This is a genomic window from Nocardioides sp. LML1-1-1.1, from assembly GCF_040676175.1.
Lineage (GTDB): Bacteria > Actinomycetota > Actinomycetes > Propionibacteriales > Nocardioidaceae > Nocardioides.
The window spans coordinates 1,290,050-1,315,554 of sequence record NZ_JBEGHK010000001.1; the positions used below are offsets into that span (position 1 = coordinate 1,290,050).

Consider the following 25,505-nt stretch of genomic DNA (forward strand, 5'->3'; position numbering starts at 1 on the left):
AAGCACCCCCGACACAACGGGGGCGACCACGCGGTCGACACCGCATCTGGTGATGGCTTGGTAGCCGTCTTCGTGCGCGCCGGGGAACGGCATGGTTTGATTGACTCCATTGCACTGTAGGTGAGCCATCCCGGGGTGAGGTCGTTGAATCTGACACTGTCGACGCGCGAGGTCGGTGGTCGCACCGTCGTCGCCGTGGGTGGCGAGATCGACGTCTACACCGCCCCGAAGCTGCGTGACACCATCACCGAGCTGGTGGCGGCGGGCACCTACCACCTGGTCATCGACATGCAGGGCGTGGAGTTCCTCGACTCCACCGGCCTCGGCGTGCTGGTCGGCGGGCTGAAGAAGGTCCGCGCCCACGATGGCTCCCTGGAGCTGGTGTGCAACGCCGACCGCCTGCTGAAGATCTTCAAGATCACCGGCCTGGCGAAGGTCTTCGTCATCCACGACACGCCCGAGACCGCGCTGGCTTGATGGCGCGAGCGTGTCGGCGCTTCGCTTGACACGCTGCCGCGCCGCGGTTGGCTTTCGTAGGGCTCGTCTCCGCCTGGCGGCAGGCCTGCCGGCGCGCGGGACGGCGCATCCCTGCGCCTGCGGGCGCTCGTTCCTCGCTTCCTCCGGCTCCGGGCCGGCTTCGTCCCGTGCTGCCGGCACTGCGTCTGACGGAGCCGGTCCGTAGGAGTGCTCGGACCCGGTTCGCCTGTGACTCGCGTCACAACCGTCGTGTGCTCCAGGTCACAGTCTGCGTAGACTCCGGCCCACGAACTCAGACCTGGGCCCTGACCCGCACCTGAACTCCTCCAGGAGGCACTCGCATGCCCCGTCCGTTGCTCGCCGACATCGAAGTCTCGGGGGGCGACCTCGCCCTCGTGATCGTCGTTGCTGCCATCGCCCTCGGCTCCCTCGCCATGGCGACCCTGTTCAGATCCGAGGTACTCCGGGCGGGAGAGGGCACGCCCAACATGCAGCGCATCGCCCAGGCGGTGCAGGAGGGCGCGAACGCGTACCTCACCCGCCAGTTCCGCACGCTGACGATCTTCGCGGCGATCGCGTTCGTGGTGCTGCTGGCGCTGCCGGCACACACCGCGGACGGCGCGAGCGGCCTGCAGTCGGAGTGGGCGGTGCGGGTCTTCCGCTCGATCTTCTTCGTGATCGGGGCCTGCTTCTCCGGCGCGATCGGCTACCTGGGGATGTCGCTCGCGGTGCGCGCGAACCTACGGGTGGCGGCCGCTGCCAACGAGCAGGGGCGCGACCCGGCGATGAACATCGGCTTCCGCACGGGGGCCGTGGTCGGCATGGCGACGGTGGGCCTGGGCCTGCTGGGGGCGAGCGTCGTGGTGATCGTCTTCCAGGACGCCTCGCCGAAGGTGCTGGAGGGCTTCGGCTTCGGGGCGGCGCTGCTCGCGATGTTCATGCGCGTGGGCGGCGGCATCTTCACCAAGGCCGCCGACGTGGGCGCGGACCTGGTCGGCAAGGTCGAGCAGAACATCCCCGAGGACGACCCCCGCAACGCCGCGACGATCGCGGACAACGTGGGCGACAACGTCGGTGACTGCGCCGGCATGGCGGCGGACCTCTTCGAGTCGTACGCCGTCACCCTGGTCGCGGCGCTGATCCTCGGCTCGCAGGCGTTCGGCGACAAGGGCCTGGTCTTCCCGCTCATCGTCCCGGCGATCGGCGCGCTCTCGGCGATCGCCGGCGTCTACCTCACCCGCCCGCGGGCCGGTGAGAGCGGGCTGACGACCATCAACCGCTCGTTCTACATCTCCGCCGCGGTGGGGGCGGTCGCCAGCGCGATCGCCGCCTTCGTCTACCTCCCGAGCGAGTGGTCGGAGCTCAACGGCGGCGGGGTCGGCCTCGGCAGCCTCGCCAGCGGCGACCTGCCGTCGGTCGGGCCGGCCACCTTCGCCGCGGGCGCGGTCGTCATCGGCATCGTGCTGGCGGCGGCGATCCTCGCGCTGACCGGCTACTTCACCGGCACCGAGCACCGACCGGTCAAGGACGTCGGCCGGACCTCGATCACCGGTGCGGCCACCGTCATCCTGTCCGGCCTCTCGGTGGGCTTCGAGTCGGCGGTCTACACCGCGATCGTGATCGGCGCCGCGGTGTTCGGCGCGGCCCTGCTCGCCGGCGGCTCGACGGCCCTGGCCCTCTTCGCGGTGGCCCTGGCCGGCTGCGGCCTGCTGACCACGGTGGGCGTCATCGTCGCGATGGACACCTTCGGCCCGGTCTCCGACAACGCCCAGGGCATCGCGGAGATGTCCGGCGACGTCAGCGAGGAGGGAGCGCAGATCCTCACCGAGCTCGACGCGGTCGGCAACACGACCAAGGCGATCACCAAGGGCATCGCGATCGCGACGGCGGTCCTGGCCGCGAGCGCGCTCTTCGCGTCGTACACCCAGTCGGCGGTGGAGTCGCTCCTCGACACCGAGGGCGTCAGTGCCGCGGACGGCGACGCGTTCGGACTGGCGTTCCTGGTCTTCGACGCCAAGCTCATCGTCGGCACCCTGCTCGGGGCGGGCGTGGTCTTCCTCTTCTCCGGCCTCGCCATCAACGCGGTCGGCCGCGCGGCGGGCGCCGTGGTGATGGAGGTACGACGCCAGTTCCGCGACATCCCCGGGATCATGGAGGGCACGGCGCGACCGGAGTACGGCCGCGTGGTCGACATCGTCACCCGCGACTCGCTGCGCGAGCTGGCCACGCCGGGCATCCTGGCGATCCTCAGCCCGATCGCGGTGGGCTTCGGCCTCGGCGTCGGTCCGCTGGCGGGCTTCCTGGTCGGGGCGATCGCGACCGGCACGCTGATGGCCGTCTTCCTCGCCAACGCCGGCGGCGCCTGGGACAACGCCAAGAAGCTCGTCGAGGACGGCAACCACGGCGGCAAGGGGTCCTCGGCCCACGAGGCGACGATCATCGGCGACACGGTCGGCGACCCGTTCAAGGACACCGCCGGCCCGGCCATCAACCCGCTGCTCAAGGTGATGAACCTGGTCTCGCTGCTCATCGTCGGCGCGATCGTCAGCCTGTCGTACGGCGACAGCCAGAACGACCTGGTGCGGATCCTGATCGCCCTCGCGGCGGCCGCCGGGATCTTCGCCGCGGTCTTCATCTCCAAGCAGCGCTCGTCGGTGATCGGTGACGACGCACCGGCCGCGGCCGCGGTGGAGTCCGCCTAGCGTGCTCCGCCGGCTCGGGACGTTCCTCGTCGCGCTGGCGGTGGCCCTCGTGGTCACCGCCGGCGCGACGCCCGCACCGGCTCGCTCCGCCCCGGCCGCGGCGCCGGCCCAGCAGGCGGCGACGACCGTGCAGCGCACGGTCGTGATCGGCCAGTCCGTGCGCGGCCGGTCGATCCGCGCCTACTACCGCGGTGACCCGAGGGCCACCCGCGTCCTGCTCGTGCTCGGCCAGATGCACGGCGACGAGAGCGCGGGACGCAGCACGGTCGGCTGGGTCTGGCAGCACGTGCGTCCCCGGGCCGGCACCGGGCTCTGGGTGATCCCGTCGATCAACCCCGACGGCGCGGCCCGCCACCGCCGTACGAACGCCCGGGGCGTCGACCTCAACCGCAACTGGCCCACGAGCGGCTGGCGGCGCACGGCCAAGGGCAGTCGCTACTACGGCGGCCCACGGCCCGGGAGCGAGCCGGAGACCAAGGCGCTGATGAGGTTCCTGGCAGGGGCGCGGCCCAACTACGTCGCCTCGATCCACCAGCCCCTGCACGGCGTGGGCCGCAGCGGGCCGGGCATCGCGTGGGAGCGGCGGCTGGCGCGCAACCTCGCCCTCCCGCTGCGCTCCTTCGGCGTCGGCAACCCCACCGGCACGGTCTCGCCGACGATGACCGGCTGGTACAACCAGCGCTACCGCGGCATCGCCACCACGATCGAGTACGGCGCCCGCCCGTCCACCCGGTTCCGCACCGTGGTGGCCGGCCGCGGGATCGCCCGCGCGGCCGGCATCTACTGAGCGAGGATCAGGGACGCATCCAGTGCGGGTGCGAGCGGTTGCCCTTGCAGACGTAGCGGCGGCCCTTGGCGTCCCACCCGCTCTTGCCGTACTTGGCCTTCGGGCAGAACTGCCCGCCGCGGATGCACTTCCCGCTGCTGGTCTTGGTGCACGGACGCGCGTGCGAGATCGAGACGGTGTCGGCGACGGCCGCTCCGGGTGCGGCGGTCGCGGTCCCGGCGGGTGCGACGAGGCCCATCAGGGCGACGGCCAGGGCGGCCATGAGCAGCTTGAGGCGCATTGAGATCTCCGAGTTCCTAGGACGCCGGTCTGCCCGGCGGACGGCACACCGTGACACACCGACCCGGTCCCTGTCCGCGGAACGGCGGAGACGGTGACAACCCGCCGGGGACGGCGGTCTAGCGTGGTGCCGTGCTGCCCGTCGCCCTCGCCGCCCCGCTCCGCGAAGCCCTGCTCGCCGCCGACTTCACCTACGACGCCGTCAGCGCGCTGCTCGGCCCGGAGGCGCACCAGGCGCTGTCGCGCAACGAGACCACCCCCGGCCTGCGGCGTACGACGGACGGTGGTCCGCTCGCCACGCTGGCCCGGCTGTTCCTGCTCCAGACCGCGGTCCCGGCCGCCGACGCCGAGCGCGCGCTGCCCGGTCTCGTGGACCGGCTGGTCAACGCGGGCGCCCTGGTGCAGAGCGTCGGCGAGGTGGCGGCGCGCCTCGACGTACGCCCCTATGCGACCGACGAGGGCGACCTGTGGGTCGTCAGCGACCTGACGCCCGGCCTGAACGGGGTCGCCACCCGGGTGACGGGCGACTACGTCCTCGGCATCAGCCCGGCCTCCTCCAGCCTCGCCCAGCTCACCCTGCGCCACGACGTCGACAGCGCGCTCGACCTCGGCACCGGCTGCGGGGTGCAGGCCCTGCACCTGGCGACGCACAGCGACCGGGTGGTGGCCACGGACGTCAACCAGCGCGCGCTCGCCCTCGCCCGCTTCAACGCGGCGCTCAACGACGTCGACGACAAGGTCGAGGTGCGCGACGGCTCGTTCTTCGCGCCGGTCGCGGGGGAACGGTTCGACCTGATCGCCACCAACCCGCCGTTCGTGATCTCGCCCGCGACGGGCGAGCGGCTGGTCTACCGCGACTCCGGCCTGCCCGGCGACCAGGTCGTCGAGCACATCGTGCGCACCGCCCCGCGCCACCTCACCGAGGGCGGCTGGTGCCAGGTCCTCGCCAACTGGGTGATCGACCGCGACCGGCCGTGGGACGAGCGGCTCGCCACCTGGCTGCCGGAGGAGTGCGACGCGCTGGTCGTGCAGCGCGAGGTGCTCGACCCGGCGTCGTACGTCGAGCTGTGGCTCAAGGACGCCGGCCACCACCCGGCCACCGGCGGCGACCCGGCGGCGTACGTCCAGCGCTACGACACCTGGCTCTCGTGGTTGCAGGAGCAGGGCGTCGGCGGCATCGGCTTCGGCTGGATCAACCTGCACCGCACGGGCGGCAGCACCCGCGACCTCCTCGAGTGGCCCTACGACGTCGAGCAGCCGATCGCGCCGGCGATCGCGGGCTGGGCGGAGGCCGCCGCCTCGGCCCGTTCCGTGGGCCCCGACACGCACCTGGTGCTGCGCGCCGACGTCGTCCAGGAGACCTCCGGCCCGGTCGGCGCCGAGGACCCGGCGGCGATCGTGCTGCGCCAGCAGCGCGGCTTCCGGCGGGCGCGCCAGGTCGACACGGTCACTGCGGCGGTGGTCGGCGCCTGCGACGGCGACCTCGCGGCCGGTCCGCTCCTCGACGCGGTCGGTCACCTGCTGGAGCGCGACGCGGCCAGCCTGCGCGAGGTCTACCTGCCCGAGCTCGCCGAGCTGGTGGCCGAGGGTTTCCTCGCGCCGCGTGCGGCAGACTAGGGCCGTGACGAACGCAGGCTGGTACCCCGACCCCGCTGGCGCCCCCGACACCTACCGGTACTGGGACGGCCAGGCGTGGAGCCAGATGACCACGAGCACGCCGCCCGGAGGCAGTGCTCCGCAGCCGCCCCAGCCGCAGCAGCCGCAGCAGCCCGGCCCGCCGCCGTACCAGCAGGCGACCCCGAACCCCTACGGCGCCGTCCCGCCGGTGGCCCCGCCGCCGGTGGGTGGCTACGGCCAGCCGCAGTGGAGCCCCGGCCCGCAGCCGGGCGGCGGTGGCAACGGCAAGACCATCGGCATCGTGATCGCGGCGGTGCTGGTGCTGCTGCTCATCGGTGTCGGCGGCTTCTTCGGCGTCCGCGCGCTCAGCGGTGACGACGACGGCGACGGCGACAAGAAGGCCGACGACGACACCTCGGAGACCACCGAGACCACCGGGCCCACCGACGACGGCTCCAGCACGGTCGCGCCGACCGGCGTGCAGTGCACCGGTGGCCAGCCCACGCCGGCGACCAACCCGGGCGCCAACCCCGCCACGATCAGCGGCGGCGGGCTGACCATCCCGGTCGCCAAGGGCTACCAGGTCGACACCCGGCTCTCGAAGTCGCACGCCTTCGCCGACAAGATCCTGGTGCAGTACAAGCTCGTCGAGAAGAGCTGGATCAGCGAGTTCGCGGTCGGTGGCCTGCTCAAGTCCAACGGTTTCGAGGACCTCGCCGAGTCGGCCGAGATCATCATGCAGTGCCTGACGACGAGCGACCAGATCTACGACGGCTTCACCAGCCGCAAGGACCTGAAGAACGAGGACATCACCGTCGACGGCAAGAAGGCCCACCGGATCACCGCGGAGATCCGGGTCGACAACCCCGACGTGCAGGCCGAGGGCGACGTCACCACGGTGGCCGTCGTCGATACCGGCGACCCGGACCAGCTGGGGCTGTTCATCGGCGTCGGGACCATCGGCGACCAGGTCACCATCGACCTCAGCGAGCAGATGCTGCAGTCCGCCAAGGTCGGCTGACTCTCCCCGTCGTACCGGACATATCTGTCGTGAATCGGTCCCGATCACGACAGATATGTCCGGTACGACCGCCGCCGGCGGACCGACCACTCTGGACGCCGCTCGCGACGGCGCTGGACAGCACGCGCTACCCAGCGGCAGCGCGTGCTGCCCAGCGCCTGCTGCGCGGCGTCCAGAGCGGCCGTCCGCGGCGTTGTCGTCGGTCGCCGGGACTCCGTCCCGCCTCCCTCCTCCGCCTTGCGGGCCGACCACTCTGGACGCCGCTCGCGACGGCGCTGGACAGCACGCGCTACCGTGATCGGCCGTAAGGCTCAGCACGTCCCGTAGAGCACGTCCAGTAGAGAAGGTCCCTGTGGCACACAAGTTGGTGATCGTCGAGTCGCCGGCGAAGGCCCGCACCATCGGCGGGTACCTCGGCGACGGCTTCGTCGTCGAGTCCTCCATCGGCCACATCCGTGACCTCCCGAACAACGCCGCGGACACCCCGGCGAAGATCAAGGACAAGCCGTGGGGCCGCCTGGCGATCGACGTGGAGAACGGCTTCGAGCCCTACTACGTCGTCCCACGCGACAAGAAGTCCCACATCTCCAAGCTCAAGAGCCTGCTCAAGGACGCCGACGAGCTCTACCTCGCCACCGATGAGGACCGCGAGGGAGAGGCCATCGCCTGGCACCTGCTGGACGAGCTGAAGCCGAAGGGCATCCCGGTCAAGCGGATGGTCTTCCACGAGATCACCAAGGCCGCCATCCAGGAGGCCGCCGCCAACCCGCGCGAGCTCGACATGGACCTCGTCGAGGCCCAGGAGACCCGCCGGATCCTCGACCGTCTCTACGGCTACGAGGTCTCGCCGGTGCTGTGGCGCAAGGTGATGTCGGGGCTCTCGGCGGGCCGCGTGCAGTCGGTCGCGACCCGGCTCGTGGTGGACCGCGAGAAGGAGCGGATGGCCTTCAAGGTCGCCTCCTACTGGGACCTCGAGGGCACCTTCGACGCCGGCTCCAAGCACGACCAGCGGATGTTCCCGGCCAAGCTGCACACCATCGACGGCACCCGTGTCGCGAGCGGCTCGAACTTCGGCCAGGACGGCCTGCTCAAGCCCAAGGCCGACGTGGTCCACCTCGACCAGCGGCGTGCGGACGCCCTGGTGGCCGCGCTCTCCGACACCTCCTACGACGTCCGGTCGGTCGAGGCGAAGCCGTACCGTCGCTCGCCGTACGCCCCGTTCCGGACCACCACGCTGCAGCAGGAGGCCAGCCGCAAGCTCGGCATGAGCGCCTCGGTCACGATGAGCGTGGCGCAGCGGCTCTACGAGAACGGCTTCATCACCTACATGCGGACCGACAGCACCACGCTGTCCGGCAACGCGATCGGCGCGGCCCGCAACCAGGTGGCCGAGCTCTACGGCAGCGAGTACCTCCCCGACGCGCCGCGCACCTACGCCAGCAAGGTCAAGAACGCGCAGGAGGCGCACGAGGCGATCCGCCCGGCGGGCGACTCGTTCCGCACGCCCGCCCAGACCGGGCTGACCGGTGACCAGTTCCGCCTCTACGAGCTGATCTGGATGCGCACCGTCGCCTCGCAGATGAAGGACGCGGTCGGCCAGTCGGTCACGATCCGGCTCGGCGGCGCCGCGACCACCGGCGAGGACGTGGTGTTCTCCGCCTCCGGCCGGGTGATCACCTTCCACGGCTTCCTCAAGGCCTACGTCGAGGGCACCGACGACAACGCGGCGAAGGACGACCAGGAGACCCGCCTGCCCAACCTGGTCGAGGGCGACCCGGTCAGCGCGGCCTCGCTGTCCGCCAACGGCCACGAGACCAAGCCCCCGGCGCGCTACACCGAGGCGACGCTGATCAAGGAGCTCGAGGACCGGCAGATCGGCCGCCCCTCGACGTACGCCTCGATCATCGGCACGATCCTCAACCGCGGCTACGTCTACAAGAAGGGCACCGCGCTGGTGCCGGCGTGGATCGCGTTCTCCGTGGTGCGGCTGCTGACCGAGCACTTCAGCCGGCTGATCGACTACGACTTCACCGCGCTGATGGAGACGGTCCTCGACGACATCGCCCGGGGCGAGAAGAGCCGCGTCTCCGAGCTGTCGGAGTTCTACTACGGCTCCGAGGACCGCGAGGGCCTCCAGCCGCTCGTCACCGGCCTCGGCGACATCGACGCCAAGGAGCTGGCCACCTTCCCGGTCGGCACCGCCGAGGACGGGATCGACCTGCGGGTCGGCAAGTACGGCCCGTACCTCGAGGGCCCGGACGACGGCGCCGGGACGCGGGTCCGCGCCAACGTGCCCGACGACCTGCCGCCCGACGAGCTCACCGTGGCCAAGGCCAAGGAGCTGCTGGCGAACCCGGCCGGCGAGGAGATCGACCTCGGCGTGCACCCGGAGACCGGCCTGCAGGTGGTGGCGAAGAACGGCCGCTTCGGCCCGTACGTCACCGAGCTGCTGCCCGAGGACGCTCCCAAGAGCGCCAAGGCGCGCACCGGCTCGCTGTTCAAGTCGATGTCCCTCGACACCGTCACCCTCGACGACGCGGTCAAGCTGATCTCGCTGCCGCGGGTCGTCGGGGCGGGCGAGGACGGCGAGGAGATCACCGCGCAGAACGGCCGCTACGGCCCGTACCTGAAGAAGGGCACGGACTCCCGCTCGCTCACCAGCGAGGACCAGATCTTCGGGATCACCCTCGACGAGGCGCTGAAGATCTACAGCCAGCCCAAGCAGCGCGGTCGCGCGGCCGCCGCGCCGCCGCTCAAGGAGCTGGGCAACGACCCGGTCTCCGGGCAGCCGGTGGTCGTGAAGGCCGGCCGGTTCGGGGAGTACGTCACCGACGGCGAGTACAACGCGACGCTGCGCAAGGACGACTCGGTCGAGGCGATCACGATCGAGCGGGCCGCCGAGCTGCTCGCCGAGCGGCGCGCGAAGGGCCCGGCGAAGAAGGCCGCCAAGAAGGGCGCGAAGAAGACCGCGGCCAAGAAGACGGCGAAGAAGACCACCGCGAAGAAGACGGCGGCGAAGAAGACCGCCGCCAAGAAGGCAGCCAAGAAGTCCTGAGCCCGCCCTCACAAGGTCTCCTTGTGAGGGCCCAGGGACGACCTCGTTCCGCCGGCCTACGCCAGCGGGCACCGTGGGGGACGTGATCCCCTACGGACCCAACTGGTACGCCGCCGTCATGGGCACCGGCATCCTCGCCGTCGCCCTGAGCGACCTCCCGTTCGACCTGCCCGGGGCGTCGTACGGCGCGACCGCGGCGTGGCTGCTGGCGCTCGCCCTGCTCGGTGCGGTCACCGTGGTGGGGGCGCGTTCCGGGCGCCCGTTCGGACATCTCGGCGACCCGGTGCTGGCGCACTTCTACGGTGCCACCGCGATGGGCCTGATGACCGCCGGCGCCGCGACCGGGGCCGTGGGTGGGCCGTGGCTCGGCCCGGCGGTCCTGCCCCTGGAGGTCGCGCTGTGGGTGATGGGCACGCTGCTCGGCCTGGTCACCGCGGTCGTCGTGCCATACCAGGCGATCACGGTCCACGAGGTCCGCGACGACAGTGCCTTCGGCGGGTGGCTGATGCCCGTCGTACCCCCGATGGTGAGCGCGGCGACGGGCGCCGCGCTCCTGCCGCACGTGCCCGCCGGCGAGCCGCGCGCCACCCTGCTCGCGCTGCTGTGCGCGTGCTTCGGGGTCGCCCTGCTGGCGACGCTGCTGGTCCTGCCCGCGATCTGGCAGCGGCTCCTGCGGCACGGGCCGGGCGCGCCCGCCCTGGTGCCGACGGTGTGGATCGTGCTCGGCCCGCTCGGGCAGTCGATCACCGCGGCGCACCACCTGACGACGGCGGTCTCCGGCCCCGACCCGGCGGTGCTGCGGCTGCTGTTCCTCGCCTTCGCGCTGCCGGTCTGGGGGTTCGCGCTGCTCTGGCTGGCGCTCGCGGCCGCGCTCACCGCGCGCCAGGTGCGCGCGGGCCTGCCGTTCGCACCGACCTGGTGGTCGTTCACCTTCCCGGTGGGCACTCTCGTCACCGGTACGACGGCCCTGGCCGACGCGACCGGGCTGGTCCTCTTCGCCCTCGCCACGGCCGTGCTGCTGGCGCTCCTGCTCGTGGCCTGGGGAGTGGTCGCCGTCGCGACGGCCTGTGCGATGCGCCCTGCCGGTCCCGCGACGCGACCCGCCCGCGACAACCGTCGGTCCCGTCTCGTAGGTTCGTCTCCGTGAGCTCCCCCGGTCTGTACGCCGACACCGGCGTCTTCGTCTGCTTCGAGGGCGGCGAGGGCGGCGGCAAGTCGACCCAGTCGCGCCTGCTGCGCGAGCGCCTGGTGGCCGGGGGCTACGACGTGGTGCTGACCTTCGAGCCCGGCGACACCCCCGTCGGCAAGGAGATGCGCCGGATCGTGCTCAGCCCGGAGACCGGCACGCTGGCCCACAAGACCGAGTTCCTGCTCTACCTCGCCGACAAGTCCGAGCACATCGAGACCCTGGTGCGCCCTGCGCTCGACCGCGGCGCCGTCGTGGTCACCGACCGCTACGTCGACTCGACGCTCGCCTACCAGGGCGCCGGCCGCGACCTCGACGCCGGCGAGCTGGAGGAGGTCGCGCGCTGGGCCACCGGCGACCTGCGTCCGCACCTGACGGTGGTGCTCGACCTGGAGCCGTCGGCCGGGCTGGCCCGGTTCGAGGAGCGCGACCGGATCGAGGGCGAGTCGCTGGAGTTCCACCGGCGGGTGCGGCAGTCCTTCCTCGACCTCGCCGCCCGCGATCCCGAGCACTACCTCGTCCTCGACGCGCGCTCCTCCATCGAGGACATCGCCGCCGCGATCGCGGCGCGGGTCGAGCCGCTCCTGGCCCGGGCGGTGCGCGGATGAGCATCTGGAGCACCCTGGTCGGCCAGCGCGCGACCGTCGAGCTGCTGCGCAGCGCCGCCTCCGGGCACGGGATGACCCACGCCTGGCTGTTCACCGGCCCGCCGGGCTCGGGTCGCTCCAACGCCGCCATCGCCTTCGCCGCGGCCCTGCAGTGCCCCGACGCCGGGCTCGGCCCGGACTGCCCCGACCGCTGCCACGCCTGCCACACCGTGCTCGCCGGCTCGCACGCCGACGTCACCGTGATCCGCACGGAGAAGCTCTCCATCGGCGTCGACGAGGTCCGGGAGCTGGTCCGCCGGGCGTCGCTCAGCCCGATGGGCGACCGGTGGCAGGTCCTGGTCGTCGAGGACGCCGACCGGCTCACCGAGCAGGCCTGCAACGCGCTGCTCAAGGCGATCGAGGAGCCCAACGGGCGCACCGTGTGGATGCTCTGCGCGCCGACGGTCGAGGACGTGCTGCCGACGATCCGCTCGCGCTGCCGCCTGGTCACGCTGTCCACCCCGACCACCGAGGAGGTCGCCGGCTTCCTGGAGGCACGCGGCATCGGGGCCTCCCTGGCGACGTACGCCGCCCGGGCCAGCCAGGGCCACATCGGCCGGGCCCGCGCGCTGGCCTTCGACGAGGACGTGCGCACCCGGCGCCAGGAGGTCGTCGCGATCCCGGCGCGGCTGACGACGCTCGGGCGCTGCATGGACGCCGCCTCCCGGCTCGCGGCGACCACCAAGGAGGAGGCCGACGCGATCACCGCGGAGCTGGACGCGAAGGAGAAGTCCGACCTCGACGCCGCCTACGGCGTGGTCGAGCGGGGCCGGCGCCCGCGGGAGTACGGTCCCGCGCTGGCGGCCCTGGAGAAGGGCCAGCGCACCCGCGCCAAGCGCCGCCACCTCGACGTGGTCGACCGCGGCCTGACCGACCTCGTGTCGGTCTACCGCGACGCCATCGCGCTGGCCACCCGCGCGCCCGGAGCGCTGGTCAACGAGGAGATCCGCGACCAGGTCGAGCAGATCGCCGAGCAGACCTCGGCGGAGCTCAACCTGCGCCGGATCGGGTGGATCTTCGCGGCGCGGGAGCAGATGCTGGAGTTCAACGTTCCGGTCGCCTTGGCGCTGGAGTCGATGATGGTGGCACTCAAGGCGCCGCAGCGCTGAGCCGGACGGAAGAGGGACGCGAGTGAGCAAGAAGCTGATCGTCGCCGTGGGCGTGGTCTGGGCACTGGTGGTCGCGGGCGCGATCGGGATCGGTGTCGTGGTCCTCACCGGTGGGGACGACGACGAGCCCGGCCCCGACGCGAAGGTCACCGACACGGTGAGCCCGAGCGCCGACGGACGCACCATCGACGACTTCTACGGCCAGAAGATCTCCTGGACCGAGTGCGGCAGCGACGAGTGCGGCACCCTCGACGTCCCGATCAGCTACCAGGACCCGGGCGCGGGCTCGATCAAGCTCGCGGTCGAGCGCACGAAGGCCACCGGCAAGCGGATCGGCTCGCTCGTGGTCAACCCGGGCGGCCCGGGCGCGGGCGGCACCTACCTCGCCGAGCAGGCGGACTCCTACTTCGCCCCGGAGCTGCGGGCGGCGTACGACATCGTCGGCTTCGACCCGCGCGGCACCGGCGACTCCTCGCCGGTCGACTGCCTCACCGACGACCAGCTCGACGACTTCATCGCCGCCGACCCCGACCCGGACACCCCGGAGGAGGTCACCGAGGGCGAGGACAACACGGCGGAGTTCTGGTCGGGCTGCAAGGCGAAGTCTGCCCAGCTCGGCGGTCACGTCAGCACCGTCGAGGCCGCCCGCGACATGGACGTGCTGCGGGCCGTGCTCGGCGAGGACAAGCTCGACTACCTCGGCTTCTCCTACGGCACCCGGCTGGGCGCGACGTACGCCGAGCTCTACCCCGACAAGACCGGCCGGCTGGTGCTCGACGGCGCCGTCGACCCCGCACTGGGCGCCCGCGAGGGCGCGCTGAGCCAGGCGGCCGGCTTCGAGACCGCGCTGCGGTCCTACATCCAGAACTGCGTCGACGGCGACAGCTGCTTCCTCGGCGACAGCGTCGACGCCGGCCTGAAGACGATCAAGGACCTGCTCGACTCGATCGACAAGAAGCCGCTGGAGACCAGCGACTCCGAGGACCGCGAGCTCACCGTCGGACTGGCGTTCTACGGCCTGATCACCCCGCTCTACAGCAAGGACAACTGGTCCTACCTCGACCAGGCGCTGAAGACCGCGCTCGACGGCGACGGGAGCACGCTGCTGCAGCTCTCCGACTTCTACGGCTCGCGGGAGAAGGGCAAGTACACCGACAACAGCCTCGAGGCGATCTCGGTGATCAACTGCCTCGACGACCCCTACTCCATCACCGCCGACGAGGTCCCCGCCCAGTTCCCCGACTTCGAGAAGGCCTCGCCGACCTTCGGCAAGGTGTTCGCGTGGGGGCTCACGACCTGCCACGGCGACCCGTTCAAGGCCACCGACGAGCCGGACCTGGAGATCGACGGCGCGGGCGCGGCGCCGATCGTGGTGCTCGGCACGACGCGCGACCCCGCCACGCCGTACGAGGAGGCGGTGGCGATGGCCGAGGAGCTGCAGTCGGGCGTGCTGGTCAGCCGCGACGGCGACGGGCACACGGCGTACAACAAGGGCAACCAGTGCGTCGACGACGCGGTGCACTCCTACCTCATCGACGGCAAGGTGCCGGCCGACGGCCTGAAGTGCTGAGGGCCTAGACCGGCTCCAGGATCGCCTGGATCCGCTGGGTGGCGAGGTCGATCATCAGCCGCGCGGCGGGGGAGAGCGTCGCCCCCGCGCGGTGCACGATCGCGATCGTGTCGTAGACCCGCGGCCGCAGCGACACCCAGCCGGCGTCCGGCGCCAGCCGGGGCAGCAGCTGCAGGGCGGCGCTCTGGTGGGTCACCGTGTCGGCGAGCCCGCGTCCGGCCAGCTCGATGGCGGTCTCCACGTCCTCGACCTCGATCCGGGTGCTCGGGTTGTGGCCGGCCTCGTGCAGCATCCGGCGCAGCACCAGGCGCGCGGAGTCGGAGTCGCGCCAGGTGGTCTCCGGCATCACCAGCCTCGCCTCGGCGAGCCGGCGCGCCGTCACCGGCGAGGCCAGCCGGGTGGGGTCGGTCGAGACGTAGACGAGCTCGTCGCGGGCGATCGGGGTGATCGTCAGGCCCTCGCTCGACAGGCCGGCGGCCGCGATCATCGCCGCCTCCAGCCGGCCACGGCGCAGGTTGTCCTGGACCTCGCGGGAGTGCTGCCCGACCAGCTCCACCCGGACCCCCGGGTAGCGCTCCAGCACGTCGGCGACGAGCCCCGCGCCGCCGTAGAGCCGGGCGACGCCGAACATCCCGAACCGGATCGTCCCGGTCTCCAGCGACTTGATGCCCGCCACCGCGCGCTGCGCGTCGTCCGCCGCGGCGAGCACCCGCTCCGCGTGCGGCCGGAAGGTGTCCGCCGCCGTGGTCGGTACGACGCCGCGGCCCACCCGCCGGAACAACGGCACACCGAGCTGCTTCTCCAGGTTGCGCACCTGCTCCGACACCGACGGCTGGGCGTAGCCGAGCTCCTCGGCGGCGCGGGTGAGCGAGTGGTGCTCGTAGGTCGCGAGGAAGCAGGTGAGCTGGTGCAGCGAGAGCATCTGACCTCAAGGGAGTCCCTAGGGGAACGGCTGGAAAGAGAGCCTACCCCTTGGGATGAGCGCGACGGAGAATAGGAGGACAACCGCGATCGGACCTCGAAGGAGGCCTCCCATGTTCACCCACGACTGCACGTCCTGCGGCCGCCACGAGCTGATCTTCCCGGACCAGATCACCGGCCTCGACCACCGCGACGACAGCTTCCTCGTGCACTTCACCTGCTGGTGCGACGCCCCGCAGACGCACGTCGAGCAGCGCCTCGTCGCCGCCGCCTGAGCGAACCCCCGCGCGTCGTACGGGGCGCGATTGGGTGGCGGATCGCCGGGGTCGGTATGCTTCCGCGGTCGCCCTTGGGCGGCGCGCCGCCTTAGCTCAGTCGGTAGAGCGAGTCACTCGTAATGACTAGGTCGTCGGTTCGATTCCGACAGGCGGCTCCGACGATGGCCCCAGTCCGCGGACTGGGGCTCTTCGCATTTCTCCCTCCCTCGGATCCGAGGGTTCGGCGCCCCGGCGGGGATGGCCGCCGGCGGCGGGGGTAACGGCAGGACAAATACGGGGACGACACCTATCAAGGGGGAAGGTTTCATGTCCGTCCACAAAGCCCGTGCCGCGCAGCCGGTCGACGAGGTCGCCGAGATGCCGGGCATCGTGCTCATGCTGCTCGTCGTCGCCATCGCCACCGCGCTGGTCTGCCTGCTCGCCTGAGAAGAGGGAAGAACATGTACATCGGACTCGGAATCGTCCTGCTCGTGCTCGGCCTGATCCTCGTCTTCGACGTGGTCACGGTGGACCTGAGCTTCGTGAACGACGGAGCGCTCGGCACGATCCTCATCGTCGCCGGGGTGCTCGCGATCGTGCTGTCCCTGCTGTACGCCCGGCCCGGACGCCGCCGCGACGACGTCGTGGTGCACCACCGGGACGACACGTTGCGGTGACGGCGACGCGCTGAGACGCGCAGGCGAGGGGCCGGGTCCTGGTGCGATCCGGCCCCTCGTGCTGTCCGGGCCCTTACAGTTCTCCCGTGACGAAGCGCTCGGGGGTCGTCGTTCTGGTGTTCGGTCTGCTGCTCTGTGTGCTGCTCGCGGGCGGCGGCACGACGCCCGCGCACGCTGCTCCCGAACGCGCCGCAGCGGGCTACCGCTGCATCATCGACGCCTTCGGGCACACCGCGGGTGGACGGATCACCCTGCGCCGGGTGGTGAACACGCGGGTCACCGTGAGCAAGAGGACCGCGCAGTCGTTCCGCTGGCGGCCGATCGCGTGGGGCCTGGTGTCGGCCGAGACCTGGCCCGGCCACGAGACCACGCGCCAGCTCGTCGCCGCGACCGACGGCCGGATCCGGCTCGTGGAGACCCGGTGGGACACCGGCAGCGCGCTGCGTGTGCGGGTGCTGCGGGTCGTCGGCTCCGGGTACCCCGCCCGCCTGGTCGCCTTCGACGACCACTCGCTCTACTGGGTGGCCGCCGACCGCTCGCTGCACCGCGCGACCTGGACGGGGAGCCGTCTGGTGCGCCCGACGCGCCTCCCGGTGACGCTCGGCGGTGCCACGGCGCTCGGCGCCCGGACGACCGACTACGGCATGCGCGTCTACTGGACCGACATGACGGGCGCGCTGCACCTGGTCGCCGACGCCGGCGCCGCGTCCACCGACCGGGTCCTCAAGTCCAGCGGGTTCCGCGGGTTCACCGGCCTGAGGACCGGCGTGTGCATGTCGCCCGACCAGGCCCGGGTCCGTCCGTACGACGGCCTGCTCAGCGTGGACCGGACCCGGGGGATCGCGCGCTTCCAGCGGGTGCTGCGGCCGGCGTCGCCCGCCGTCAGCAGCGTGACGGCGCCCGCGCGGGTCGGCCGCGCCGACTGGACCTGGCCCCACCTCGGCTGAGGCGGGTCCTCAGAGCACCGTCAGCTCCGCCGGTACGACGGCCGCGAGCGCCTCGCGGCAGGCCCGGATCGCCGGCGTGCCGCTGATCGCGGTCCGGGTGGCGGTGAAGACCGACCGGCGGCGCTCGTCGACGTCGACGACGCGCAGCGCGGGCGGGCGTCGTACCCGCATCAGGTCGGGGAGGATCGCGACGGCGTTGCCGCTCTCGATGAGCGCGATCTGCGCCTCGAGGTCGTCGGTCTCGAAGCGCACGTCGGGCTCGAAGCCCGCCCGGCGGCACAGCTGCTCGGCCCAGTGCCGGGAGGCGGTGCCGGCCGGCTCCATCGTCCAGGGCAGGTCGGCGGTGTCGGCGACGCAGGTGATGGCGTCCCACGGCTCTCCCGAGGGCGGTACGGCGAGCCGGAGCAGGTCGGTCGTGAGCGGCTGGCGGTCGATGTCGGGATACACGCGGGCGGCGTGCCCGGGGTACTCCTCGGCGACGACGAGGTCGAACTCGCGCATCCAGGTCTCGTAGAGCGCCTGCTCCGGCTCACGCTGGGACATGGTGACCCGCAGGCGGGGGTAGCGGGCGGCGAGCTCGGTGAGCATCTGCGGCATGAAGGCCGACGCGGCGGACTGGAAGACCGCCAGCCGCACGGTCCCGGAGGCGCCGTGGGCCTGGCTGGCGAGGTCGGAGGCGGCCAGCTCGAGGCGCTGCAGGATGACCGCGGTGTGCTCGACGAGGACCTCCGCGGCGGGGGTGAGCCGGACCCGGCGGCCCACCTTCTCCAGCAGCGGCACGCCGGCCTCCCGCTCCAGCTGCGAGAGCGCCTGGGACACCGACGACGCGCTCTGGTGCAGGGCCTCGGCGACCTCGGCGAGGGTGCCGCGACGGCTGAGCTCGTGCAGCAGTCTCAGGCGGCGGACGTCGAGCTGCTCTGCCCGTGGAATCATCAGCCCTGCTTAATGGTTTGCGTCGGAATTCATCGCTTTATCCTAGCGGTCTCCCGGCGCGACGATGGCTCCATGACCGACCCGCGCCCGGACGCCGGCCTGCTCGCCGACGTCGACACCCTGGTCCGCAGCTGGCTCGACGAGGCGGCCGAGCAGCCCTCCGCCGCCGCGGCCCGGCGGCTCGCCGACGTGCTGCGCGACCCGTCCGGGCTGGACTTCACCGTCGGCTTCGTGGACCGGGTGATCCGGCCCGAGGACATGAAGGTCGCGGCGGCCAACCTGCGCGAGCTCGCGGGCAGCGCGCCGCGCTTCCTGCCCGTGCACCTGCGCCTGCTGCTCCGGCTCGGCGCGCTGCTGTCCGTCGTCGCGCCGGGCATCGTCATCCCGATCGCCCGCCGCGCGCTGCGGCAGATGGTCGGCCACCTGCTGGTGGACGCGACCGACGCCCGCCTGGGCCGCTCGATCGCCCGGATCCGCGAGCGCGGCGTACGGCTCAACATCAACCTGCTCGGCGAGGCGGTGCTCGGCCAGGCCGAGGCCGCGCGCCGGCTGGAGGGCACCCGCCGGCTGCTGGCCCGCCCGGACGTCGACTACGTCTCCATCAAGGTGTCGGCGACCGTGCCCCCGCACTCGCCGTGGGCCTTCGACGAGGCCGTCGACCACATCGAGAAGAGCCTGCTCCCGCTGTTCGAGATGGCCGCGGCGTCGCCGACGCCGAAGTTCATCAACCTCGACATGGAGGAGTACCGCGACCTCGAGCTGACCATGGCCGTCTTCACCCGGCTGCTCGACCGCCCCGAGCTCGAGCGCCTGGAGGCCGGCATCGTGCTGCAGGCCTACCTGCCCGACGCGCTCGCCGCGATGATCCGTCTGCAGGAGTGGGCCGGCGCGCGCCGTGCCCGCGGTGGCGCCGGCATCAAGGTGCGCCTGGTCAAGGGCGCCAACCTGCCGATGGAGCACGTCGAGGCGTCCCTGCACGACTGGCCGGTCGCCACGTGGTCGACCAAGCAGGAGTCGGACACCCACTACAAGCGGGTCCTCGACTACGCGCTGCGGCCCGAGCACGTCGCGAACGTCCGGCTCGGCGTCGCCGGCCACAACCTCTTCGACATCGCCTACGCCTGGACCCTCGCCGGCCGGCGCGGGGTCCGCGACCGGATCGAGTTCGAGATGCTGCTGGGGATGGCCGAGGGCCAGGCCGAGGCGGTACGACGCACGGTCGGCGGGCTGCTGCTCTACGTCCCGGTGGTGCACCCGAAGGACTTCGACGTCGCGATCGCCTACCTGGTGCGCCGGCTGGAGGAGGGCGCCAGCCAGGACAACTTCATGTCGGCGGTCTTCGACCTGCACGACGACAGCACCCTGTTCCAGCGCGAGCGCGACCGGTTCCTGGCCTCGCTGGCGGACCTCGACGACGTCGTACCGCTCCCGAACCGGCGGCAGGACCGGGCGAGCGAGGAGCCGCGCGCGATCGCGCCGGGCACGTTCGACAACTGCGCGGACACCGACCCCGCGCTCCCCGGCAACCGCGCCTGGGGCCGCGCGATCATCGAGCGGGTCGCCGGCTCGACCGCCGGCGAGGCCCTGGTGGCCGAGCACACGGTGGCCGACGAGGCCGGCCTGGAGCAGGTCCTCTCGACCGCCGTCGCCGCGGGCGCCGACTGGGGTGCCTTGGCCGGCGCGGAGCGCGCGGCGGTCCTGCGCCGCGCGGCGGTCAGCCTGGAGCAGGCCCGGGCCGAGCTGCTGGAGGTGATGGCCACCGAGTGCGGCAAGACCCTCGACCAGGGCGACCCGGAGGTCTCCGAGGCGATCGACTTCGCCAACTACTACGCCCTGCTCGCCGAGCAGCTCGACGAGGTCGACGGGGCGCGGCAGGTGCCGGTCGGCCTGACCGTGGTGACCCCGCCGTGGAACTTCCCGGTCGCGATCCCGGCGGGCTCGGTGCTCTCCGCGCTGGCGGCCGGCAGCCCGGTCGTCATCAAGCCCGCGCCGCAGGCCCAGCGCTGCGGCTCGGTGATGGTCGCGGCGCTGTGGGCGGCCGGCGTGCCGCGCGAGGTGCTGCAGCTCGTCCACCTCCCGGAGAACGACCTCGGCCGGCGCCTGGTCGCCGACGAGCGGGTCGGCCGGCTGATCCTCACCGGAGCCTTCGAGACCGCCGCGCTGTTCCGCGAGTTCCGCGCCGACCTGCCGCTGCTCGCCGAGACCAGCGGCAAGAACTCCATCGTCGTCACCCCGCACGCCGACCTCGACCTCGCGGTCAAGGACCTCGTCTACTCCGCCTTCGGCCACGCCGGGCAGAAGTGCTCGGCGGCCTCGCTCGGCATCCTGGTCGGCTCGGTCGCGACCTCGCGCCGGTTCCGCGACCAGCTCGTCGACGCGGTGTCCTCGCTTACCGTGGGCTACCCGTCGGACCCGACCACCCAGATGGGCCCGGTCGTCGAGCCGGTCAGTGGCAAGCTGGAGCGTGCGCTGACCGAGCTCGCGCCCGGGGAGTCCTGGCTGGTCGAGCCGCGGCGGCTCGACGACACCGGCCGGCTGTGGTCGCCCGGGGTGAAGACCGGCGTACGACGCGGCTCGGAGTTCCACCTCACCGAGTACTTCGGCCCGGTGCTGGGCCTGATCGCCGCCGACGACCTCGACGAGGCCCTCGCGATCCAGAACCAGGTCGACTACGGCCTGACCGCCGGACTGCACTCCCTCGACCGGGCCGAGATCGAGCACTGGGTCGATCGGGTCCAGGCCGGCAACGCCTACGTCAACCGCTCCACCGTCGGCGCCATCGTGCGCCGTCAGCCCTTCGGCGGCTGGAAGAAGTCGGCCGTCGGTGCCGGTACGAAGGCCGGTGGCCCGAGCTACCTCGTCGGACTCAGCGACTGGGAGCCCGCGCCCGCCACCGCCACCGCCCCGCTCGGCGCGACGGGCCGCCGGGTGCGCGACGCCGCCCGCGGCCTCGTCACGGACGCCGACCGGATCGCCTCCCTGGAGCGGGCCCTCGGGTCCGACGCGCTCGTGTGGGGGCGGGAGCTCGGCGTACCACGGGACGTGTCGGGGCTGATGGCGGAGAAGAACGTGCTGCGCCACCTCCCTGTCCCGGTGACCGTGCGCGACGAGCAGGGCGACGCCGCGGCCCTGCTCCGCGTGGTCGCCGCGGGGCTCCTCGTCGGTGCACCGGTGACCGTGTCCTTGCCAGCCTCGCCGGACCGTGCGCTCGCGGACGCGCTGGCCGGGCTGGGCGTGACCCTGCGGGTCGAGGACGGTGCCGCGTGGCGCGCGGTGCTCACCGAGCAGCCGCCGGCCCGGGTCCGCCTGCTCGGCGGCAGCCGGCGCGCCTTCGCCGAGGCCAGCGCCGGCCGGGTCGACGTCGCGCTCTACGCGCAGCCGGTCGTCGAGGCGGGCCGGGTCGAGCTGCTGACCTTCCTGCACGAGCAGGCGGTCGCGGTCACCGCCCACCGGTTCGGCTCGCCGACGCCGCTGGCGGAGGGGCTGTTCGGCTAGCCCGTGCGCGGCGCGGCACAATCGCCGCATGGCCTCCGAGCACCTCGTCCTGCGTCCCGGTGAGCCGGACGTCAACGCCTACCGGCTGCTGACCGCGCTCGTCGTACCGCGGCCGATCGCGTGGGTCTCGACCCTCTCGGCGGACGGCGTGGGCAACCTGGCCCCGCACTCGTTCTTCACGATCGCCAGCGCCAGCCCGCCGATCGTCCAGCTCACCTCCGTGGGGGCGAAGGACACGCTGCGCAACGTCGAGGAGACCGGCGAGCTCACGATCAGCCTGGCCAGCGAGCCGCTCATCGACCTGGTCAACGACACCAGCGCGCGCTTCGAGGCCGACGTCGACGAGGCCGACCGGCTCGGGATCGCGATGGCGCCGAGCGCGGTCGTCGCGCCACCGCGGGTCGCGGACTCGCCGGCCTCCCTGGAGTGCCGGCTGCACCGCACGATCCCGGTCGGCGACTCCGTGCTGGTGCTGGCTGACGTGGTCGCGGTGACCGTCGACCCCGACGTGCTCGTCGACGGGCACCCGGCGCTCGACCGGCTGGCGCCGCTGTCGCGGCTCGGGGCCGACGAGTGGGGCCTGGCGCCCCGGGTCGTCACCCGCGAGCGTCCGCGTTGATCCCGTCCAGGATCTCGACCTGGCGCGCCCAGGCGGGCGAGGCCGGGTCGATGACGACGAAGTGGTCGCCGGCGACCTCGACGAGCTCGGCGGTGCCGCCGGCCGCCTGGGCGCGGGCGACGTAGTCGACGGACTGCGACAGCGGGACGTTGGCGTCGTCGGTGCCGTGCACGCACCAGACCGGTACGCCGAGCGGGAGCTGTTGCGCGGGGTCGTACCGCGCGTCCGCGGTGGTCGGCTCGTGGCCCAGGAAGTCCTTCACGGCACCGGCGCCGAGGTAGTCCCGTGCCGCGGCCCGCAGGTCGAGCACGCCCGCCTGGCTGACCACGTGCGTGACCGGGACCTGCTCGCTCCAGCCGTGCGCCCCCCGCCCGGCCGCCCAGGTCGCGAGGTGCCCGCCCGCGCTGTGACCGAGGGTGACCACGGTCGAGGTGTCCAGGTCGAGGGTGGCGAGCAGGTCGATGCCCGCGGCGACGTCGTCGAAGGTCGCGGGCGCGCCGCCTTCCCCGCCGAGCCCGGGACCGACCCGCCGGTACTCCAGGTTCCACGCCGCCCAGCCCCGCCGGGCGAGGTCGCGGGCCAGCGGGGTCCCGAGCGAGCCGGCGTCGTACTGGGAGCGCCAGAAGCCGCCGTGGACCACGACCACCACGCCCCGGGGCGTGCCCTCGGGGAGGTGCAGCTCGCCGTACTGGCTGGGGCCGGGTCCGTAGTCGTGGCGCACCGCGCCCTTCGCTGGGGCCACTCGCCGCTCCTCCTCCTCACCGCACGCCGTCAGGACCGCGCCGGCGGCGCCGAGGGCCGCCAGACCCAGCACGGTACGTCGGCGCACGACGCCATCCTCGCACCCGTGCGGATGGCTCACCGCGCACCGGGCACACTGGGGACACCACACCCGTCCGACCCCGCCCAGCCGCCAGGAGCACGATGAGCACCGCGAGCGTCCCTCTCCCCGACGAGAGGAACCAGCCCGAGGACCACGTGCCGATGGCCGTCGAGGACGTCTCGGCGCTGGCGCAGGAGCTCGGGGAGTTCCTGCTGCACTACAAGTTCGGCCTCGACGAGATGCTGACGAAGATCAACATCCTGCGCGAGGAGCTCTCCTTCCGCGGCACCGGCAACCCGATCGAGCACGTCAGCTCGCGGTTGAAGTCGATCGAGAGCCTGCGCGCGAAGGCGAGCCGGCTCGGCGTCTCCCACGAGCTGGACGAGATCGGTGAGCAGATCACCGACATCGCGGGCGTGCGGATCGTGTGCAGCTTCATCTCCGACGCCTACCAGGTGCTCGACATGCTCACCACGCAGTCGGACATCACGGTGCGGGTGATCAAGGACTACATCGCCCGGCCCAAGCCCAACGGCTACCGCAGCCTGCACGCGATCGTCGAGCTGCCGGTCTTCCTGTCCGACGACGTACGACGGGTGCCGATCGAGCTGCAGATCCGCACGGTCGCGATGGACTTCTGGGCCAGCGTCGAGCACAAGATCTACTACAAGTACGACAAGGACGTCCCGCGCGAGCTGCTCGTCGAGCTGGAGGCCGCCGCGGACGTCGCGCACGACCTGGACGAGCGGATGGCCGAGCTGCACCGCACGGTGCACGGGGCCGGCTAGCCGAGGCGCTCCGCCAGCGCCGCCCGCTCGGCCTCCGGCACGCCGAGCAGGCTCAGCCACTCCTCGCGCTCGCCGTCGCGCAGCTCGCGGTGCTCGGTGCCGGCGCCCGGGCGTCGTACGGTCACCGTGGTGGCGGTGAGCGAGACGTGCCGGCCGTCGAGGTGACGGGTCACCATCAGGCCGCTGCGGAAGTGCGAGGCGGGGAAGGTGCTCGTCCAGTGGTGGCCGATGGCGACGTCGACGGGCAGCACGGGCAGCTCGTCGGTGGTGTGGGTGAGCTCCCAGCCGCCCTCGCGCAGGCGCTCCAGGCCCCAGCCCGCGTCGGAGCGGACCACCCGGTAGCGCCAGCCGTCCTGGTCGGACTCCGCGCCGTCGACGAGCGGCACCGGGCGCAGCAGGCTCATCCCGAAGCCGGGGTCGCACAGCAGCCGCTCGCCGTCGAGGACCACCTCGACGGTCATGTGGGTGCGGCCCTGGACGGTGCCGGCGGCGGGGTCGCCGACCCGCCCGAGGTGACGCCGTACGTCGTACCCGAGCCGGTCGAGCGCGGCGGCGACGACGGTGGCGTGCTCGAAGCAGTAGCCGCCCCGGCCACGACCCACGAGCTTCTCGTCCAGCACGTCGAGGGTGATCCCGGGGTGCTGGTCGAGCAGCACGTCGACGTTGTCGAAGGTGAAGGTGCGCACGTGCGCCTCGTGCAGGGCGTCCAGCGCGGCTCGCGAGGGCGCGGCGCGGGCGACGCCGAGCCGCGCGAGGTAGCCGTCGAGATCGAGCCGGTCGGTCTGCCACGCGTCGGTCATGCGCCGATCGTAGACAGCAGACAACAGGTAGAACACGTTCTATTCTGTGCGCATGACCAGCACCGCGCGCCCGCCGCGCTTCTCCGATCGCCGTGTCGTCGTCACCGGGGCCGCCGGCGGCCTGGGCCAGGTGGTGGCCGCGCTCTTCCGCGAGGAGGGCGCCCGGGTCGTCGCGACCGACGTGACGGCGGCGGAGGGCGTCGTGCCCTGCGACCTGACCGACGACGTGGCCCGCGAGGAGCTCGTCCAGGCCAGCCTCGCCGAGCTGGGCGGGCTCGACGTGCTCTGCAACGTGGCCGGCATCCAGCAGTTCGCCGAGCTCGGCAAGATCACCGCGGCCGGCCTGCGCAAGCACCTCGACGTCAACGCCGTCGCGCCCCTCCTGCTCACCCAGTCCTACGCCGAGGCGCTGGTCGCCAGCCAGGGCAACGTGGTGTCGGTCGCCTCGATCTCCTCGGTGATGGGCCAGCCCTACAACGCGCAGTACTGCGCCTCCAAGGCCGCGCTCCTGCTCGGCATGCGCTCGCTCGCCGTCGAGCTCGGCACCCGCGGGGTCCGCGTCAACTGCGTCTCCCCGGGCGGCATCGCCACCCCGATGATCGAGGCCGCGGCCGCCGGGCTGCCGGCGGACGCGAACTGGGACCTCGTCGCCAAGAGCACCTCGGTCATCCCCGGCTTCATGCCGCCGGCCGACGTCGCGGAGTCGCTGCTCTTCCTCGCCTCGGACGCGGCGGCGTCGATCACCGGCGCCAACCTGGTGGTCGACCGCGGCGTGGTCTGGTGATGGACGTCGGG

22 protein-coding genes and 1 tRNA gene are annotated in these 25,505 nt (G+C 72.5%); 18 read left to right on the forward strand and 5 right to left on the reverse strand.

Translation table 11 applies throughout. The features are described from left to right. Nucleotides 1–144 precede the first annotated feature (144 nt). The 3 genes from MRBLML1_RS06365 to MRBLML1_RS06375 all read left to right on the forward strand — a co-directional run bounded on the left by MRBLML1_RS06365 (nt 145) and on the right by MRBLML1_RS06375 (nt 3,966). Nucleotides 145–477, forward strand: coding sequence for an STAS domain-containing protein (locus MRBLML1_RS06365; protein WP_364512972.1), 333 nt, complete (start codon nt 145–147; stop codon nt 475–477). A 341-nt stretch (nt 478–818) separates the two neighbouring features. Beyond that, a complete protein-coding gene (locus MRBLML1_RS06370; RefSeq protein ID WP_364512975.1) occupies nt 819–3,179 on the forward strand; it encodes a sodium-translocating pyrophosphatase in 2,361 nt (786 codons plus the stop codon). Between the two features lies 1 nt (nt 3,180). Next, complete coding sequence (locus MRBLML1_RS06375) at nt 3,181–3,966, forward strand: DUF2817 domain-containing protein (protein WP_364512977.1); 786 nt, start codon at nt 3,181–3,183, stop codon at nt 3,964–3,966. Between the two features lie 7 nt (nt 3,967–3,973). Here the strand turns inward: MRBLML1_RS06375 and MRBLML1_RS06380 are convergent, their stop codons facing one another. Then, nucleotides 3,974–4,246 carry a hypothetical protein gene (locus tag MRBLML1_RS06380; protein ID WP_364512979.1) on the reverse strand — a complete coding sequence of 91 codons (273 nt, stop codon included), beginning with the start codon at nt 4,244–4,246 and terminating at the stop codon, nt 3,974–3,976. Nucleotides 4,247–4,377: 131 nt separating this feature from the next. Here MRBLML1_RS06380 and MRBLML1_RS06385 point away from each other — a divergent pair, with 131 nt between their 5' ends. The 7 genes from MRBLML1_RS06385 to MRBLML1_RS06415 all read left to right on the forward strand — a co-directional run bounded on the left by MRBLML1_RS06385 (nt 4,378) and on the right by MRBLML1_RS06415 (nt 14,450). After that, a complete protein-coding gene (locus tag MRBLML1_RS06385) occupies nt 4,378–5,862 on the forward strand; it encodes a class I SAM-dependent methyltransferase (protein WP_364512981.1) in 1,485 nt (494 codons plus the stop codon). Between the two features lie 4 nt (nt 5,863–5,866). Continuing rightward, nucleotides 5,867–6,883 (forward strand): DUF2510 domain-containing protein, encoded by a 1,017-nt coding sequence (locus MRBLML1_RS06390; protein ID WP_364512983.1) that lies wholly within the window; start codon nt 5,867–5,869, stop codon nt 6,881–6,883. Between the two features lie 352 nt (nt 6,884–7,235). Continuing rightward, a complete protein-coding gene (gene topA / locus MRBLML1_RS06395) occupies nt 7,236–9,938 on the forward strand; it encodes a type I DNA topoisomerase (RefSeq protein ID WP_364512985.1) in 2,703 nt (900 codons plus the stop codon). Between the two features lie 82 nt (nt 9,939–10,020). Continuing rightward, nucleotides 10,021–11,085 carry a C4-dicarboxylate ABC transporter gene (locus MRBLML1_RS06400; protein ID WP_364512988.1) on the forward strand — a complete coding sequence of 355 codons (1,065 nt, stop codon included), beginning with the start codon at nt 10,021–10,023 and terminating at the stop codon, nt 11,083–11,085. Then, nucleotides 11,082–11,732 carry a dTMP kinase gene (gene tmk / locus MRBLML1_RS06405; protein WP_364512991.1) on the forward strand — a complete coding sequence of 217 codons (651 nt, stop codon included), beginning with the start codon at nt 11,082–11,084 and terminating at the stop codon, nt 11,730–11,732. The genes MRBLML1_RS06400 and tmk overlap by 4 nt, the downstream gene beginning before the upstream one ends. After that, the gene (locus tag MRBLML1_RS06410) at nt 11,729–12,880 is read left to right on the forward strand and encodes a DNA polymerase III subunit delta' (protein ID WP_364512994.1); all 1,152 of its coding nucleotides are present in this window, start codon (nt 11,729–11,731) and stop codon (nt 12,878–12,880) included. The genes tmk and MRBLML1_RS06410 overlap by 4 nt, the downstream gene beginning before the upstream one ends. Before the next feature lie 22 nt (nt 12,881–12,902). Further along, a complete protein-coding gene (locus MRBLML1_RS06415) occupies nt 12,903–14,450 on the forward strand; it encodes an alpha/beta hydrolase (protein ID WP_364512997.1) in 1,548 nt (515 codons plus the stop codon). Nucleotides 14,451–14,454: 4 nt separating this feature from the next. Here MRBLML1_RS06415 and MRBLML1_RS06420 read toward each other — a convergent pair whose 3' ends face one another. Continuing rightward, nucleotides 14,455–15,372, reverse strand: coding sequence for a LysR family transcriptional regulator (locus MRBLML1_RS06420; RefSeq protein ID WP_364513000.1), 918 nt, complete (start codon nt 15,370–15,372; stop codon nt 14,455–14,457). Between the two features lie 112 nt (nt 15,373–15,484). On the opposite strand from MRBLML1_RS06420, the gene MRBLML1_RS06425 reads away from it, so the two are divergent. The 4 genes from MRBLML1_RS06425 to MRBLML1_RS06440 all read left to right on the forward strand — a co-directional run bounded on the left by MRBLML1_RS06425 (nt 15,485) and on the right by MRBLML1_RS06440 (nt 17,252). Then, entirely contained in the window at nt 15,485–15,646 is a 162-nt protein-coding gene (locus MRBLML1_RS06425) for a hypothetical protein (protein WP_364513002.1), read from the forward strand. Nucleotides 15,647–15,731: 85 nt separating this feature from the next. Continuing rightward, nucleotides 15,732–15,804 (forward strand) — tRNA-Thr (locus MRBLML1_RS06430). 285 nt (nt 15,805–16,089) lie between these two features. Then, on the forward strand, nt 16,090–16,305 hold the full coding sequence (locus tag MRBLML1_RS06435) for a hypothetical protein (protein ID WP_364513005.1): 216 nt from the start codon (nt 16,090–16,092) through the stop codon (nt 16,303–16,305). An 86-nt stretch (nt 16,306–16,391) separates the two neighbouring features. After that, on the forward strand, nt 16,392–17,252 hold the full coding sequence (locus MRBLML1_RS06440; RefSeq protein WP_364513008.1) for a hypothetical protein: 861 nt from the start codon (nt 16,392–16,394) through the stop codon (nt 17,250–17,252). Between the two features lie 9 nt (nt 17,253–17,261). Here MRBLML1_RS06440 and MRBLML1_RS06445 read toward each other — a convergent pair whose 3' ends face one another. Then, nucleotides 17,262–18,185 (reverse strand): LysR family transcriptional regulator, encoded by a 924-nt coding sequence (locus tag MRBLML1_RS06445; RefSeq protein ID WP_364513011.1) that lies wholly within the window; start codon nt 18,183–18,185, stop codon nt 17,262–17,264. A 72-nt stretch (nt 18,186–18,257) separates the two neighbouring features. Here MRBLML1_RS06445 and MRBLML1_RS06450 point away from each other — a divergent pair, with 72 nt between their 5' ends. Beyond that, nucleotides 18,258–21,680 carry a bifunctional proline dehydrogenase/L-glutamate gamma-semialdehyde dehydrogenase gene (locus tag MRBLML1_RS06450; protein ID WP_364513014.1) on the forward strand — a complete coding sequence of 1,141 codons (3,423 nt, stop codon included), beginning with the start codon at nt 18,258–18,260 and terminating at the stop codon, nt 21,678–21,680. Between the two features lie 28 nt (nt 21,681–21,708). Beyond that, on the forward strand, nt 21,709–22,299 hold the full coding sequence (locus MRBLML1_RS06455; RefSeq protein WP_364513017.1) for a flavin reductase family protein: 591 nt from the start codon (nt 21,709–21,711) through the stop codon (nt 22,297–22,299). Here MRBLML1_RS06455 and MRBLML1_RS06460 read toward each other — a convergent pair. Beyond that, complete coding sequence (locus MRBLML1_RS06460) at nt 22,277–23,128, reverse strand: alpha/beta hydrolase family protein (protein WP_364513020.1); 852 nt, start codon at nt 23,126–23,128, stop codon at nt 22,277–22,279. The genes MRBLML1_RS06455 and MRBLML1_RS06460 overlap by 23 nt on opposite strands. 95 nt (nt 23,129–23,223) lie before the next feature. Here MRBLML1_RS06460 and MRBLML1_RS06465 point away from each other — a divergent pair, with 95 nt between their 5' ends. Continuing rightward, nucleotides 23,224–23,910 (forward strand): GTP pyrophosphokinase, encoded by a 687-nt coding sequence (locus MRBLML1_RS06465; RefSeq protein ID WP_364513023.1) that lies wholly within the window; start codon nt 23,224–23,226, stop codon nt 23,908–23,910. Here the strand turns inward: MRBLML1_RS06465 and MRBLML1_RS06470 are convergent. Beyond that, nucleotides 23,907–24,710, reverse strand: coding sequence for an arylamine N-acetyltransferase family protein (locus MRBLML1_RS06470; protein ID WP_364513026.1), 804 nt, complete (start codon nt 24,708–24,710; stop codon nt 23,907–23,909). The two genes, MRBLML1_RS06465 and MRBLML1_RS06470, sit on opposite strands and share 4 nt — an antisense overlap. Nucleotides 24,711–24,762: 52 nt before the next feature. Between MRBLML1_RS06470 and MRBLML1_RS06475 the strand changes: the two genes are divergently transcribed. Then, a complete protein-coding gene (locus tag MRBLML1_RS06475) occupies nt 24,763–25,494 on the forward strand; it encodes an SDR family NAD(P)-dependent oxidoreductase (protein WP_364513029.1) in 732 nt (243 codons plus the stop codon). Nucleotides 25,495–25,505: the final 11 nt, after the last annotated feature.